At 59.3% G+C, this 14,932-nt stretch carries 15 protein-coding genes; 6 read left to right on the forward strand and 9 right to left on the reverse strand.

Features of this window, described 5'->3' with window-relative positions; genetic code table 11:
- Window positions 1-22: 22 nt before the first annotated feature.
- From JNB88_RS06560 to JNB88_RS06575, 4 genes are all read right to left on the reverse strand, one after another.
- The gene (locus JNB88_RS06560) at window positions 23-817 is read right to left on the reverse strand and encodes an SDR family NAD(P)-dependent oxidoreductase (protein WP_220354749.1); all 795 of its coding nucleotides are present in this window, start codon (window positions 815-817) and stop codon (window positions 23-25) included.
- Window positions 818-908: 91 nt separating this feature from the next.
- The gene (locus JNB88_RS06565; protein WP_220354750.1) at window positions 909-1,640 is read right to left on the reverse strand and encodes a glutathione S-transferase; all 732 of its coding nucleotides are present in this window, start codon (window positions 1,638-1,640) and stop codon (window positions 909-911) included.
- Between the two features lie 299 nt (window positions 1,641-1,939).
- On the reverse strand, window positions 1,940-2,113 hold the full coding sequence (locus tag JNB88_RS06570) for a hypothetical protein (RefSeq protein ID WP_220354751.1): 174 nt from the start codon (window positions 2,111-2,113) through the stop codon (window positions 1,940-1,942).
- A 301-nt stretch (window positions 2,114-2,414) separates the two neighbouring features.
- On the reverse strand, window positions 2,415-2,666 hold the full coding sequence (locus JNB88_RS06575) for a DUF2934 domain-containing protein (protein WP_220354752.1): 252 nt from the start codon (window positions 2,664-2,666) through the stop codon (window positions 2,415-2,417).
- Between the two features lie 248 nt (window positions 2,667-2,914).
- Here JNB88_RS06575 and JNB88_RS06580 point away from each other — a divergent pair, with 248 nt between their 5' ends.
- The 3 genes from JNB88_RS06580 (at window position 2,915) to JNB88_RS06590 (ending at window position 6,468) form a co-directional block, all read left to right on the forward strand.
- Entirely contained in the window at window positions 2,915-4,378 is a 1,464-nt protein-coding gene (locus JNB88_RS06580; RefSeq protein WP_220354753.1) for a phospholipase D-like domain-containing protein, read from the forward strand.
- 94 nt (window positions 4,379-4,472) lie between these two features.
- Window positions 4,473-5,303 carry an endonuclease/exonuclease/phosphatase family protein gene (locus JNB88_RS06585; protein ID WP_037134216.1) on the forward strand — a complete coding sequence of 277 codons (831 nt, stop codon included), beginning with the start codon at window positions 4,473-4,475 and terminating at the stop codon, window positions 5,301-5,303.
- Between the two features lie 211 nt (window positions 5,304-5,514).
- Window positions 5,515-6,468, forward strand: coding sequence for an alpha/beta hydrolase (locus tag JNB88_RS06590; RefSeq protein WP_220355075.1), 954 nt, complete (start codon window positions 5,515-5,517; stop codon window positions 6,466-6,468).
- A 214-nt stretch (window positions 6,469-6,682) separates the two neighbouring features.
- Here JNB88_RS06590 and JNB88_RS06595 read toward each other — a convergent pair whose 3' ends face one another.
- From JNB88_RS06595 to JNB88_RS06605, 3 genes are all read right to left on the reverse strand, one after another.
- Complete coding sequence (locus tag JNB88_RS06595; protein ID WP_223217096.1) at window positions 6,683-7,105, reverse strand: GNAT family N-acetyltransferase; 423 nt, start codon at window positions 7,103-7,105, stop codon at window positions 6,683-6,685.
- 104 nt (window positions 7,106-7,209) lie between these two features.
- Window positions 7,210-7,395, reverse strand: coding sequence for a hypothetical protein (locus tag JNB88_RS06600; RefSeq protein WP_081930918.1), 186 nt, complete (start codon window positions 7,393-7,395; stop codon window positions 7,210-7,212).
- 254 nt (window positions 7,396-7,649) lie between these two features.
- Window positions 7,650-8,492 carry a class I SAM-dependent methyltransferase gene (locus tag JNB88_RS06605; protein ID WP_220354754.1) on the reverse strand — a complete coding sequence of 281 codons (843 nt, stop codon included), beginning with the start codon at window positions 8,490-8,492 and terminating at the stop codon, window positions 7,650-7,652.
- Between the two features lie 129 nt (window positions 8,493-8,621).
- Here JNB88_RS06605 and JNB88_RS06610 point away from each other — a divergent pair, with 129 nt between their 5' ends.
- Window positions 8,622-10,637: a transcriptional regulator gene (locus tag JNB88_RS06610; protein ID WP_220354755.1), complete on the forward strand. Its 2,016-nt coding sequence runs from the start codon at window positions 8,622-8,624 to the stop codon at window positions 10,635-10,637.
- Window positions 10,638-11,006: 369 nt separating this feature from the next.
- Here the strand turns inward: JNB88_RS06610 and istB are convergent, their stop codons facing one another.
- Both istB and istA read right to left on the reverse strand, forming a co-directional pair.
- Complete coding sequence (istB, locus tag JNB88_RS06615; RefSeq protein WP_220354756.1) at window positions 11,007-11,807, reverse strand: IS21-like element ISSme2 family helper ATPase IstB; 801 nt, start codon at window positions 11,805-11,807, stop codon at window positions 11,007-11,009.
- Entirely contained in the window at window positions 11,807-13,090 is a 1,284-nt protein-coding gene (gene istA, locus JNB88_RS06620) for an IS21 family transposase (RefSeq protein ID WP_220354757.1), read from the reverse strand. The genes istB and istA overlap by 1 nt, the downstream gene beginning before the upstream one ends.
- A 614-nt stretch (window positions 13,091-13,704) precedes the next feature.
- On the opposite strand from istA, the gene JNB88_RS06625 reads away from it, so the two are divergent.
- Together JNB88_RS06625 and JNB88_RS06630 are read left to right on the forward strand one after the other, a co-directional pair.
- Window positions 13,705-14,157, forward strand: coding sequence for a MarR family winged helix-turn-helix transcriptional regulator (locus tag JNB88_RS06625; protein ID WP_220354758.1), 453 nt, complete (start codon window positions 13,705-13,707; stop codon window positions 14,155-14,157).
- Window positions 14,158-14,198: 41 nt separating this feature from the next.
- Complete coding sequence (locus JNB88_RS06630; protein WP_220354759.1) at window positions 14,199-14,600, forward strand: DUF1398 domain-containing protein; 402 nt, start codon at window positions 14,199-14,201, stop codon at window positions 14,598-14,600.
- Window positions 14,601-14,932 lie beyond the last annotated feature (332 nt).

Here is a 14,932-nt window from a genome sequence, read left to right on the forward strand (position 1 = left end):
CCATTTCCGCTTTCCGCCTGTCTTACGGCATCAGCTGGCCACCATTCACCTCGATGATCTGCCCGGTCACGTAGCCCGAGAGTGTCGCAGAAGCGAGAAACAGATAGGCCCCGACGCAATCCTCCGGGGTCCCGACGAACCCCATCGGAATAGACTTGCGCTGAATTTCCATCTGCTCGTCGTTGGTATAGCGATCGTGGAAAGGCGTGGCGATGACCCCGGGCGCCACCGCATTGACACGGATCCGATCAGGGACGAATTCCTTGGCATGACCGCGAGTAATCGTCGACACGAACCCCTTTGACGCAGCGTAGAGGATGGCGCCATTGCCACCGCCGTTGCGGGCGGCAATCGAGGTCGTGTTGATGATGAAGCCGCCCTGTTTCTTCAACCAGGGATGTGCTGCGCGTGTCGCCGCGAGCACCGAGCGTGCGTTCAGATCCATGACTTTCTGGTAGTGATCATCCGTATATTCGGCGGTCGGCTTGCGGCCGAGCATGCCGCCGGCGTTGTTCACCAGTCCGTCGAGATGTCCGAAGGTTCTGGCCGTCTCCTCGACGACGCGTTCGGTCTCGCCTTCCCGCGATACGTCCCCATGCACAAGATGCACGATGCCGCCAGCCTTTCTGATCTCCTCGGCGAGTGTTTCTGCGGGCTCCCGGCTGGCATTGTAGTGAATGCCGACTTTCATATCCTGGGCGGCAAATGCGCGCGCCAGCGCGGCGCCAATACCGGTAGAAGCGCCGGTAATGAGGGCCGCCTTGCCGGCGAGATCCGGAATTTTGATGGATGCGAGCAATTGAGCAAGATTTGCCATGGCAGCGAAGGCCTCCAAATTGTGGCGGGACGTGAGGGGCGAATTGGCTGGAGCTTATCAGCCTCTGCTGTGGCGGAGCAACGCAATACGACTAGGTGGTAAGATCAACCTCGGGGTAGTGGCGAAAGATCCCGTTCTCGTTGAAAGCTAGCCGACGCTTTGACTGCAAGTAGGCGGCAATGTTCGGCCGCTTGGCAACCGCCTCGTGCAACACTGCCAAACCCGGATACCGCGTGGCATAGCCCTTCATCGCCTTGGGAAAGGCATAATGCAGCCCTTCAATGACCTGGAAGAGAGACAGGTCGACGTAGGTGAGCGTATCTGTGACGATGTGGCGCGGGCCGCCGGAATTTTGCTGCAGCACACGTTCGAAATAGCCGAGGAATTTCGGAATGCGCTCGCGGATGAAGGCGGCCGAGCGCGCCTTCGCCTCGTCTTTCTGATCTTCATAGTAGAGGGACGTTGCGATCGGGTGGTGCGTGTCATGTACCTCGGCGACGAAATCCGTGATCGTCAGTTGGAGGCCGTTGGCAACGTAACGCAGATTTTCGTCCTTCGGCGCAAGACCGAGCCTCGGCCCGAGATAGAACAGGATGTTGGCGACGTGTGACACCATCAGGTCGCCATCCTTCAGAAATGGCGGTGCAAACGGGAGGTGAGGCACCTGATCGCTCTCTAGCAGTTCGAACATGGCGTTCGTGCCCACCCCAGGTCCCGAACCCCTGACAACATCGACGTAGTCTGCTTGCGCCTCCTCCAGTGCAAGTCGCACGAACTCGCCACGACCCTGGATGCCATCCCAATAGTAGAGTTCATATGCCATCAGATTCCTCCCTGTTGGCTCCGTCGGTCAATTCATACCCAAGATCAGGTATGGGCGCGGCCTCCGCGATTGTTGCCGCCTCTATCCTGCTTATCGACAGTAGCAAAAGCGCGTCACTCGGCTCCTTCGGTAGGAACGCCGCGATCTTCACAGCGCTCCTCGAGATTGCTCGGCCGTACGTTTCTGCTTGTCAACAAGCCGATCGGTCGCCACTTCCCGTGCCGCCTCCCTCATTGGGATGCAAGGCAAATCGATGGGCGTGTGAAAGGTTCCGGATTTTGGGGAACCGCGGCGAGCGCTTACTTGCGATAATACTTCCGCGAAGCCGCCATCATTTTCGCAAAAATCGCGAAGTTCAGCGGCACTGCCGAGCGCCCATCGCGGAAGAACAGCGCAACCATATTATCGACCGCGTAAACGAGGATCAGCGCGAGCGCCAGATATGATATCGCGGCGATGACGGGAACGGTCATTCTCTCCTCACACCGGCGCGATGAAAACGTAGCAACCCGCTACGATCAAGGAAACCAGAATAGCGTCCAAATAGCTTCTGTTCATGGCGATGCTCCCATTGCCGCTGAGAACATTCGAGCAGCAATTTGGTTCCATCGCCGGGCGCCGCCACAGCAAATTTGATCCACGGCGGTGACCATGTGCATTCATCTGTGATCGTTCCCAAAAAAACGGACTGTACCCCCTGAAGATCAATAGAGGAGAAGCAATGCAATCATGTGACGGAAGGGCGTCACCATGACGCCCTTGAAATGATCGCGATCACGCCGATTTGCGGCTGGCTGTTTTCTTTGCAGATGCAGCTTTTACGGCGCCATTTGCTTTTGGAACCGCTGCGGTACGCTTGCGAACCTTGACTTCCTTGCCATCCGGAGATGCGGCGGATCCTTCAAGCGCCTGACGCTCGGTCCGGGCTTGCTCCCAATGCATGAAATCTCGTCCGGACGGACGCCCTTCTTCTTCCCAAAGCGCGTAGGCACGCTTCTTGATCCACTCTTCGCGAGTTTCTGTCATCGCCGATCTCCAGTCAAATGATGCCCGTGGTCTAACGCGATACTGCACTGCAGAGTTCCAGAGGAAGCGCGTGGTTTCAAGCAATTTTTGACACACTGCAAAAAGAAATTCTGCAATGCAGCATCATTGCATTGCACGGGATCGTATTTTTGCTTCCCGGCGGGGTGGTCGACACACGAAAGACGGGCAGGTTCACGTCCGCGAGCACCCAATTGAACGCAGCAGTTTTGTCGTTATAGTTCAACGCGATGTTTAATCTCATAACGACCTACTGGCCGCATATTCTATTCGTTGTTTCGCTCGCCATGGGCGCCGCGGCAGCGATTCACGCAGCCATGACCAAAGAAGAGGTCCGCGCCGCGATCGGTTGGGTCGGCGTGATCATACTTTCGCCGATCGTCGGGGCCGTGCTTTATGCCATTGCCGGCATTAACCGCATACGCCGCGCCTCGCTCAGCCTCCGGCGCGATGCATTGATACCCGAAGCCGACCTCGACGAGCTGGAGAGCTTCGACGCCGATGCCGAACAGGTCATCAGCAGTTTCGGCCGGCGTTTTGCAGCGCTCCAGACGCTCGGGGACCGTGTCGCCCGCAATCCGCTCGCGAGTGGCAACACAATCGACATGCTGGAGACCGGCGACGATTGCTATGCGGCGATGAAGGAGGCGATCGATGGCGCCGAACGAAGCGTGCTGCTCGAGACCTACATCTTCGATCGCGACACAATCGGGCTCAGGATCGCCGATTCCCTGATTGCCGCAGTCAAGCGCGGGATCGAGGTGCGCGTGCTGATCGATGCTGTCGGCGCCCGTTATTCCGTACCGAGCATTCTCGGTTACCTCAGCGATGGCGGCGTCACCGTTTCGGTCTTCAATGGGAACGTTATCATCGGTTTGCGGTTGCCTTATGCGAACCTTCGCACCCACCGAAAGATCCTGATTGTCGATGGTCGCATCGCTCTAACGGGCGGCATGAACATCCGCGCGGGCTTCACGCGCGAGTTTGCAGGAGAAAACTTCGCCCGCGACACTCACTTCAGCGTCACCGGGCCGGTTGTCGCCGACCTCTTCAATGTCGCGGCGGAGGACTGGCGCTTCACCACCGGCGAGATCCTGGAAGGGGAAGCATGGCGAACGGCGATGCCTCAACGGCAACGGGGCGATCCCGTCCTGATGCGTGTGGTGGCGTCAGGGCCTGACCGGAGCATAGAGACGAACCACAAGATGCTGATGGGCGCCTTCTCCATTGCGCGCAAATCGATCCGGGTCATGTCTCCCTATTTCCTTCCTGACCGCGAACTCATCAGCGCGATGGCGACGGCCGCACGCCGCGGCGTCGAAGTCGACATCGTTGTTCCCGCAGCCAACAACCTCGTTCTCGTCGACCGCGCGATGACGGCGCAGTTCGACCAGATCCTGAGCAGCTACTGCCGGATCTGGCGCTCCAGCGGCGCATTCAGCCACTCGAAGCTTTTGTCGATCGACGGCGTGTGGTCCTACGTCGGATCCTCCAATCTCGACCCGAGATCGCTGCGGCTGAATTTCGAGATTGATCTCGAGGTGCTGAACGAGGGGTTTGCCAGCGAGATTGACGAACATATCGACGAGGCCATCAAGTCGGCTTCGCCGGTTACGCTTGAGGGGCTACGCGCACGGCCCTTCGCAGTGCGCTTGCTTGAGAAGGTTTTGTGGTTGGGATCTCCCTACCTCTAGACAAGATTTATTGGGCTAAAGGCGTGGCAACTTCATCCGCGCGGCCTATACTCCGGATCAAACCTCTTCGACCAACGGAGCCCTTCGAACTCCGATGCATGCCAGAAAAGACAGTCTGCCCGCCAACATCCTCGCGTCGATCCGCAATCGCAAGAAGCGACTGGATGCGGCACATCAGGAGCAAAGACCGCGGTCCGAAGGCACCCTGATCGCCTCCTACAATGTTCACAAGGGCATCGGCAACGACCGCCGTTTCGATCCCGAGCGGACCAGCCGCGTCATTCACGAAATCGACGCTGACGTTATCGCGCTCCAGGAGGCCGACACCCGCTTTGGCGAGCGAACAGGCATTCTCGATCTCGGCCGGCTGGAGCGCGACACCGGACTGGTTCCGGTCCCGGTCAACGGCATGGCGAAAGCCCATGGCTGGCATGGCAACGTCGTGTTGTTCAAGAAAGGCTTGGTGCGCGACGTACACCAGATCAACCTTCCGGGGCTAGAGCCCCGCGGCGCGCTCGTCGCCGAACTGGACCTGGAGAACGGGGGCGCGCTTCGCATCATCGCTGCCCACTTCGGCCTGCTTCGCCATTCTCGCGCGCAGCAGGCCAAGATGCTCGTCGAGCTCATGGCCAGGAAAAGCGAGATCCCGACCATCCTGCTTGGCGACCTCAACGAATGGCGGCTCGGCGACCGCTCGTCGCTCCACACGTTCCAATCCACCTTCGGCCCCCAACCAACGGCGGTACCAAGCTTTCCCGCGCGTCTTCCCGTCCTGGCCCTTGATCGCATCATGGCGAACCGCAAGGGTGTCGTGACCGCCGTCGAGGCCCACGACACGCCGCTTGCCCGCATCGCATCCGATCATCTGCCGGTAAAGGCAATGGTCAATCTCAAGCGAGTGGAAGAATTGACGAGGAAGACCTAGTGCGCCCCTAGCCAAGCAGCAGCCTTGACACCGTCCGTGATCATGGCAGTTTTCGACCATCAGGAAAGATGCTTGAACAGGAGGTTTTGTGGTGCTTTGGGCTAGGGCTTTGCCGCGCAGGACTGCTGATGTGTCACGAGGTCTTGTGTCGGCCCAAAGGGGTCGCTCCCTGGCAAGGTGGGCGGTGGCCAGCCTCGCCGCAGTACTGTGGATGTCGCCCGTCCAGGCAGAGGATATTCCGCCCCAATCGCCGGCCTCAAAGGAACAGGTCCGCAAGCTCATGGAAACGTGGGAGCAGTATTACGGCAAAGCCAAAAGTCTGCGCGAGCGGCGCGAGGCGTTCCAGGACCTGATGGAATCGACGCCGGAGCCGACGCGTGTGCAGATCAGGCCGGTCGATGCAGGAGGCGTGGAAGCGCAGCTTATCTGGCCTGCGCGGCTTCACCATCCCCTCGGCAGGCGCGCCATCCTTTATATTCACGGCGGTGGATTTTACAGCGGTTCACTGCGAACGCATCGGGCACTGGCCGGTTCACTCGCCAAAGCGGCATCCGCGGACGTCCTGCTGATCGACTACAGACTTGCGCCGGACCATCCATATCCAGCTCAGGTGGACGATGCCTTGACGGCCTACAGGTGGCTGCTCGATTCCGGCTATGACAACCATAACATAGTGCTGGCCGGCGAGTCGGTTGGCGGTAACCTTGCGATCGAAGCGACGCTGCGGCAAATGCAGGCCAGGGGACCGATGCCCGCAGCTGTGATCGCCATGAGCCCGATTACCGACTTGGCTGGATCGGGCGCCTCATTGAAAACCAGCGGCAGCACCGACCCACTCATCGATGCCACCCAGCTCGACCTTATGCGCAAGGCCTATCTCGGGACCCGCTCCCCCACTGATCCGCTGGTATCGCCGCTCTATGCTGACTTGACCGGATTTCCGCCGTTGCTTTTGCAGGTCGGCTCTGGCGAAGCACTGCTGGACGACACCATGCGACTAGCCGACAAAGCGAGACAGGCAGGCGTTGATGTTGCAACCGAAGTCTGGCCAGGTATGGTTCACCAGTGGCAGCTTTTTCCCTTCTGGCTCGACGATGCAAGAAAGTCGAACCAGCGCGTCGCGGAATACGCTATCGAGCATTTCGCCGACCCGCCGCAACATTAGGATCAGTACAGGCAATCCGAGACGCGTTGGCGCCTTCCAGGCGCGAGCATTTTCAGCGCTTCGACCTCGCCAACCTTGCTTTATGAGAGCAGCTTCCAGCTGAAGCCGGCAGTCAGACATTCATCTCATTTACCGTCGGCCGTCGCCTCTCGTGTCATCTCGACCATCGTCGGACGGAAGCCCATGGCGGTGAAAAGGTCGCGCGCCGCCTCATTCAGGTAGGCGGTTGAAAGCACGAAGCGGTCAGACCCCATGGCCTCAGCTTTTCGATGGCCGCCTCGAGCAACAGTCGGCCAACGCCCTGCCGACGCCGTGCCGGGTCGACAAATAGATCGTGAACGACACCGGCAGGTCCCCGCAGCGCCATATAATCGTAACCCTCATGTGCGGCGTAGACGTATCCGACTATCGCATCGTTATCCTCGGCGACCAGAAGTACCGTGTCCGCCCGGGAGAGTTGGCTATTAAGGAAACCCGCATACCTCGCAGGGGTGTTTGTGGTGGGTTCAATGAAGCGCTTTGCATCGAGCTCATGGTGCAGCTCCAAAAGCAGGGCCCCGAAGTTTCCAAGCACAGTCAGGTCTGCATGAACGGCGGGGCGGAGCTTCGCACTGTGTTTAGCCAATTGCGTCGCCATGCCCTGTTCCAAATCTCCGATCGCCGATACCGCGATACCACCTGACTGTTCCTCATCATGCCAAGTGCAGCAAGGCCTGTCATCAGGCATGCTCGCCACCAAGCTCAGACCGACCGGGTTGCGCCGGGATCTTCTGCCAGAACTCGAGCCTCCAGAATGGAAACGCCATAAGCTGCCATGAGCCACAAGCACAAGGCGACGCAGCGCGGCACAGGTTGTTCACCGGTGGCCAACCGGCGACTGGTTCCTTCGTCAAGGCCAAGCAACTCCTGGATGTCGCTTGCCGACATTCTTGCGACCTCCACGGCCGCTCTAAACTCATGCGGTGTCATATTGCCCCCAAGCGCGATATCGCACGCGCATCTTGATGAGGTCTCCTCTCCAATCAGGGGCAGTCTGCCAGCAGCCTGGCTTTCGTTTCCAAGATCAGAGCGTCGTTCCAACTCCAAGCGGGCGGCATCGCCTGGCTCGAGAACATACGCCTGACCTGGCGGTCGAACATCGGCTCATAAACCCATGTTCGACCGGCATCAGAAGCCTATGTTCAGAGCCTCGTGACGATGACCTCCATATATTCGCTTGGTACGACCACGGTGCCATCGTCGGCACGATTGAAGCGTTCCATGAGCATCAAAAGGTCGTTGGTCAGCGTATCTTGCGCCGCAGGATCAAGGGCGGCGAATGTTTTCAGCACGGGACCATAATAGGTCCGGAAGATCTCCAGCCAATGGCCGGGCGACTTGTAGCGAAAAACGAAGTGGCGCGGCGTCGCCGCGATCGACGCGACCGCTTCCGGAAATAATTCGTCCAGTCGTGCACGTGAACCCCAGAGTGCCGGCGAGCGGGCACCAACCGGCGGCGGCACATGCTTGCCGATCGTCTTGAACATCTGCCCGATAAAGCCGTCAGGGGTCCAGTTGGCGAGACCAACCGAACCACCGCGTTTGCAGACGCGAAGGAGTTCGGATGCAGCGCGCTCCTGATCGGGCGTGAACATCACGCCGAAAATCGAGAGCACGTTGTCGAACGATTGATCGGCAAACGGCAGATTTTCCGCATCAGCCTCCTGGAATAGGATCGGCAGCCTGTCGGCCTTGGCGCGTTCCTGGCCGCGTTCGAGCAAAGCCGGAACGTAATCGGTCGCTGTGACCTCGCACCAGCGCCGGGCCGCAGCAAGCGCGCCGTTACCATTACCGGCCGCGACATCGAGCACTTTCGAGCCCGCGCGCAGGTCCAAAGCTTCGCACAGGCTTTCACCAACAATTTGCAAGGTAGTCCCAACGATCGCATAGTCACCCGAGGACCATGCGCTTTGCTGCCTAGCTTTGAGCGCGCTAAAATCGACGGTGGGCTGAGTATCGCGCGCGACGGCCGCAGATGTGGACATTGTTTTCTCCTTGGGTCAGATTGATCAGCCTCATGGTGCGTCTATAGCAACCGTGGTTGGGCACATGTCGTCCCACGGTCTCTGGCTTAGACAGGGATAGTGGGGTTCGGCGTGGCAGCTGGCGTGGGAATGAGCGTGGAATCGGGTAGCGGGAACGCTAATCAACCGGGGCGGTCGCTCGAGATCCGGCTGCTTGGGCCGATGGCCATCCGGCGTGAGGGCATCGACCTGAAACTCCCTGGGTCCCGGAAAGTCCGATCTCTTCTGGCCTACCTTGCGCTTTCACCGCGGCCCTGTGGCAGGGCGCAGCTTTGCGATCTTCTATGGGACATCCCCGACGATCCGCGCGGCGAGTTGCGGTGGTGCCTGAGCAAGATCCGGTCGCTGATTGGAGAACAGCGCGTCGCGACCCAAGGCGACACCATCTGGCTGGACCTGTCGGACTGCTTTATCGATGCGGTCGAGGCGGCTGCGGCCTACCAGCATGGTTTCAAGACGCAGACGCCGGACCGGTTGCGTTTCCTGGCGGCCCTGTTTGCCGGCGACTTTCACGATGGATCAGGCGTCGAGCGGAGCCCGGCGTTCGAAACGTGGCTGGTGTCGCAACGTCGTCGGCTGCGCGACATTCACGCAGCCCTTCTGGAGCATATGGTGCAGCGTTTCCCACCTGAAGAAGCGCAAACCTATCTGGATCGCTGGATCCAGCTCGCTCCCTTCGACCTGCGCCCTCATGAATTGCTGTTGATCTCGCTTGCCAAGGTAGGTCGTTTTCGAGAGGGAGAGGAACATCTTGAAGCGACGGCAAAGCTGTTTAACGCCGAAGGAATCGATGACCGATCCTTGCGCGATGCCTGGCAGACAGCTCGAGCCCAGACAGACGCGGCATTCCGGCGGCAACAGCCTCGTGCCAACGGAATGCCCGCATCGTCTCCGCTCGACACCGAAATCTCGCCAGGGGAACGTCGGCGGGCATCGATCGCCATCATGCCATTCAACGAACTGTCGGCGGTGGCTGTGCCCGGCGGCCCCTCCGACGCGTTGGCATACGACATTATTACCCGGCTTGCGAAGCTTCGCTCCTTCCATGTGATCGCGCAGGGCACGATGTTCGCGCTGAGAGAGCGTCATCACACAGTCGAAGAGACAGCCAGGCTGCTCGGTGTCGATTACGTCGTCGACGGATCCTTTCAGCGCATGGGCGACCGCATCATTGTTCGTGTCGAGTTGACCGAGGCGAGAACAGCGCGCATCGCCTGGGCGGAAGTCTTCGAGCGCCGTGTTGCCGAGACATTCCTCCTTCTCGAGGAAATCGGCAGCAGGATCGTCGTCTCGATCGAGCGTGAAGTTGAGACAATCGAGAGCAACCGTGCCCTCATGAAGGCGCCGAGCTCTCTCGACGCCTGGGAGGCCCACCACCGGGGGCTCTGGCACATGTATCGCTTCACCAAGAGCGACAATGAGCAAGCCCAGCATTTCTTCGAGAGGGCAATTGGCCTCGACCCGACGTTTGCGCGGGCCCATGCGGGACTGTCCTTTACGCACTTCCAGAGTGCCTTCCAGCATTGGGCAGATCGAGACATCGAAGCTGAGCTGGCCTATCGGGCGGCAAGCCAGAGCATGATGGCAGACGATCGCGACCCGACGGCGCACCTCGCCATGGGTCGCGCGCTTTGGTTGAGAGCGCTACACGATCAGTCCGTGAGCGAACTGCAACAAGCCGTCGAGCTCAGTCCGAGCTTCGCGATTGCTCACTACTCTCTCGCCTTCGTTCAATCGCAGTCCGGCGATCCAAACGCTGCGATCCTGGCGGCCGATCACTCCCGCGCCCTTAGCCCCTTCGATCCGCTGCTCTTTGGCATGCTCGCAAGCCGCGCCCTGGCTCTCGTGCGCCTCGGAAGTTTCGAGGAGGCAGCAGAATGGGGAGTGAAGGCTGCAGCCCGTCCGAACGCTCACGCTCACATTCTGGCAATTGCCGCTCTTTGCCTGTCGATCGCAGGTCGCCTCAGCGAGGGGCAATCGTACCTCGCCATGATACACGAGCGGTATCCCGCCTATCGCCTCGACGACTTCATGTCGGCATTCCATTTGCCGCCCACTGACCAGGTGCTGTTTCACCAAGGGGCCACGCGTCTCGGCTTCGCATGAGCGCGCCTGATCGCCAAGCAGCACCAGATCGCCGCCAACGCATGCAACGGTCTGGATTGCGTTCGGGCGTAGCTTGTACTCTCATCCTGAATAGAACTGACGCGGCCAGGTGCTCGTCAACGGAACGGCAACAGGCGGTCTTTGCCGAACGGAGGCACCAACCCGCATGTAGATTTCAGCAAGCTCTTCCGTGGCAGGCATAGAGAAGGGCTGGTATTGTATGGCCTTGTCGTTGCGGGCCGGGAGAATAGGGCGTTGAAAGATCAGAAATCAAGGGACCCTACCGGACCGGGCGACGATCCTGCCTATCGCCCTTGTCAAGCGAAGCGAGGAATCGACCCCTTGGGCGAAACGAAGATTTGACCCCCTTCATTGATTGGTCGTTTCGTTTGGTTCAAGCGCCGCTCCGGCCTTCTGCAGAAGGCCGGAGCGGCGCTTTTCGCGAAGCCGGTAGCTGTCGCCTCGGATGGTGATCACGGTCGAATGATGAAGCAGGCGGTCCAGTATCGCCGTGGCGACCACGGGGTCACCAAAGACGCTTCCCCATTCTCCCACAGAGCGGTTGGAGGTGATCAGGATTGATCCCTTCTCATAGCGCCGAGAGACCAATTGGAAGAACAGGTGGGCGGCGTTGGCTTCGAACGGAAGATAGCCGAGCTCGTCGATGATCAGCAATTTCGGCCGCGACAAGATCGTCAATTGCTTGTCGAGCGAACCATCGTTGTGTGCTTTGGCCAGCATCGCTACCAACGTGGCAGCGGTCACGAACTGCACGTTGTAGTTCTGACGTATCGCCTCGCGGCCAAGGCTGACCGCAAGGTGGGTTTTACCGGTACCAGGAGGCCCAAGGAATAGCACCGTATCGCCGTGAGCGATCCAGCGGCAGGTCGCCAGGTCCCTGATTTGGCCATGATCAAGCGACGGCTGCGCCTCGAACTCAAAGCCGTCGAGTTCGCGCACGAACGGGAACTGCGCCAGCTTGCTCGACATGGAGATGCGCCGCTCATCGCGCCGGGCGATCTCTCGCGATACCAGGAATGCCAGAGCTTCGCGCAAGTTCATCTTCGAGCGGGCCGCCTCGTCAAGCAGAGTGTCGAGCTGATCGCGGATCGCCGTCAGTTTCAGTCGATCGAGTGTTGCGATGAGCAGGTCGTGATCCACGTTCGTCATCACCAGCCTCCTCCAACAACCGCCTCGTATTCGGCGAGCGGCCGCAGCAAGGCGGCTGGCGCTATCTCAACTGGAGTGCGCACCAGTCCTTCGCTACCAGCGACGCCAACAAAATGGGACCGGTCCACGATCCGTTGTCGCCGTCCCTGGCAGAGAGCATGATCGGCCACTACCTGGCCCGCGTGACGGATGATCACACGGCCTGCCAGCACAACGACTTGAACGCTCTCGCCGATTAGGCGCCAAGGTACCGAATAGCTGTTGGTGTCGAGGTCTATCGCGCAGTCGGCCTGAACTTTGCGCACGAGATCGCGTAATTGTCCAAACGGTGCGCGACCAGCCAGCGGACGAAGCGCGTCCGCCTCCGCAGCAAAGCGCTCCGTCGGCGCTACGCCGGTCGTGCCATGTTCACGCTGGTCGGCAACCTCGCGTATCCACCGGGCCAGATGCGCCTCGAACGACGCCCAGCTCTCGAACCGGCGACCGGCGATCGCGTTCTTCTTGACGTAACCGACTCCGCGCTCGTCCTTGCCCTTCGTACGGGCGCGATATGGTGCGCAAGCTCGTGGGGTGAAGCCCCAGTAACGAGCAAAGGCATGCAATCGCGCATTGAACCGCACTTCCCGGCTGACCGCATCGTGGTGCTCGACCAGCGGCTTCGCATTATCCAGCAACACCTCGTTGGGAACGCCACCAAATCGAAGGAACGCACCTTCCATTCCTTCGAACCAGTCGGTTTGCCCCTCTCGCAACGAGGCTCGGATATGTATGCGTCTCGAGTAACCCAACGTTGCGACAAACACGTACACCCGAAGCCGTTCACCGCCGATCCATACGCGCGTCTGGCCAAAGTCGATTTGCAACTGGCGACCTGGTGGAGTTTCGAACCGAACTGTCGCACGCTTCTGTGCCTTCAACTCCCGTCGCCACTGCCGAACTCGAAGCTCTACAGAACGCAGGCCGATGACAATTCCGTGCTCGCTCGCCAACTCCTGGCGGATTACATCCGCATTCCCGTCATGACGGAAAAAACGTTCTCGCAGCCAATCGTCCAGCCCGTCAAACGAACTGCGCCGAGCAGGTTTCTTGAAAGGCGACACGCCGCCTTCCCGCAAATATCGGCGAACCGTGTTGCGCGCGCATCCAAATTCCTTGGACAGCCGCTTGGCACCCCAACCAAGCGCATGTAGTCGCAACATTGCCACCACCTCATCAGCCTGAAGCATATCCCCGCCCTGCATCGTTCGCGACAATGCAGGATGCAATAAAATCTCGCTCGTCATCCAACTCTCCTCGTTTGACACGAGGGGTCAGTTCTTCGCTTCGTTAGGGGGTCAGTTTCTCATTTCGCCCGACAGCCCGATCGGATTTCGGGCGATTGCCGCCGCGTTCAGCGTTCGGCGACCAACCACTACTCCCCCGCAAGAAAACGAAACTCCCAATCCCCGATCTGTCCTTCCGTCAGGATTTCATTCGCCACCGGACGACTAAACCCATAAGCGGCTCGTCATGAACCTTCTGACTTGTTATTCGACCATCCCCTCCGTGGAGCGCATTCATCCTTGTATTAAGTGTCTAAGGGTAGGCAAGACCTCGATTGGGATCATCTCGACGGGCCTCTTCGCGACGTCACGGGTCCATGGGCCAACGTGGTGTTTTCGGCAAGTTCGCTCAAACTTGCTAAGGTCGTTAGCATGGTCCCAACGTGCTACTGGGGCCGAAAGTCGACATAGAAGTTCGCATCGAGGAACGGCTGCATTGCGCCCGCATGTCGGCCATGAACCCTGTCGTTTGCTATCCCTGAAAGCGGACTTTGTTCGCGCTAACAACTAGTGCCATATTGTTGTTGACTAGGAAACTTCATGGAGGTAGTTTCCTAGTCAACAAGGAGTAAATGATGACCACTGCCTCGGAGTTGACGGATCACACAGGGTACTGGATGCGATTGGTATCAAACGCCGTGTCACAGGAGTTTGCGCGCAAGGTATCGGGCGAAGATGTGACCGTGGCGGAATGGTCGTTCATGCGGACGCTCTACGACCTCGAGCCGACGCCTCCTTCAGTTCTGGCTGAGAATATGGGCATGACGAAGGGGGCCATTAGCAAACTTGCAGAAAGGCTGGTCGCAAAAGGTTTGGTTAAGAAGACGGAAAGTCAAGAAGACAGGCGCGCCCACAGCCTGTCCCTGACGGTAGAGGGCCGGAGCAAGATACCCGTCCTGGGATCACTTGCCGATCAAAATGACGCTGAGTTCTTCGGCGTTTTGACGAAGGAAGAGCTCGAAACGCTCGACCGCATCCTGAGGGTTGTCGCAGAACGGCGCCAGCTAAAATCAATTCCGGTGGACTGAGCCGCCGATCAAACTCAATATCAAAAAGAAAGGAAACCGCTATGGACGCGGAACAGATTTCTATTGCCGAAACTTGCCTGCAGGCATCTCACGATGGAAGATTAAGCTTTCCGGAAATCGTCGGAAAGCTGATCGCTGCCGGTTTCGAGGGCTACATGGTCGACTATCGCCGCAACAGCCAAACCTACTATCTGCCCGACGGCGACAGCATCGCAATAGGCCTGCAATCCTCCACTGGCAAGGTCGCCGCTTCCTTTGATGCCACCGAAGTCGAGCGCCTGGTGCGATGGGCCCAGGCGAGCCCGGCCGATTACAGCTACGTGGCTTTTTGCGAGAAGGTCAAAGGCGCGGGCTGCGCAGGATACCTCGTTTCGTTCCCGGGCCGGCGCGTCGTCTATTTCGGCCGCACGGCAGAGACCCACGTCGAGCACTTCCCAAAGTGACGAGGGTCGGCGTCGACCGACAGTGTCGGACTAATGTCGGCTCTCGGCATCAGTAGTCACAATGCATCACTTTGCCTCTCACCAAACTCGGTGGGGTTTATTTCCGCTTCGCGCCCGCCATTCAGCCATTCGGGAAATCTCGGCGATTATGCTGCCGGTCTGCTTAACCCGTCCCGGTGTCGCCAAATGGGTGGGTCGGCGGGTCGCCGCGAACTCCTGCACGTCCTGGAATCGCGGGGACTTACCACTACAATGAGGCCTTTCGCTATGGTAGACCTACATGGCTGCGAATTTTGGAACCGTTGACGGTGTGCGTTCAACCAAACTCGTCC

This window comes from Rhizobium cauense (genome assembly GCF_019511525.1).
GTDB classification, from domain to species: domain Bacteria; phylum Pseudomonadota; class Alphaproteobacteria; order Rhizobiales; family Rhizobiaceae; genus Rhizobium; species Rhizobium cauense.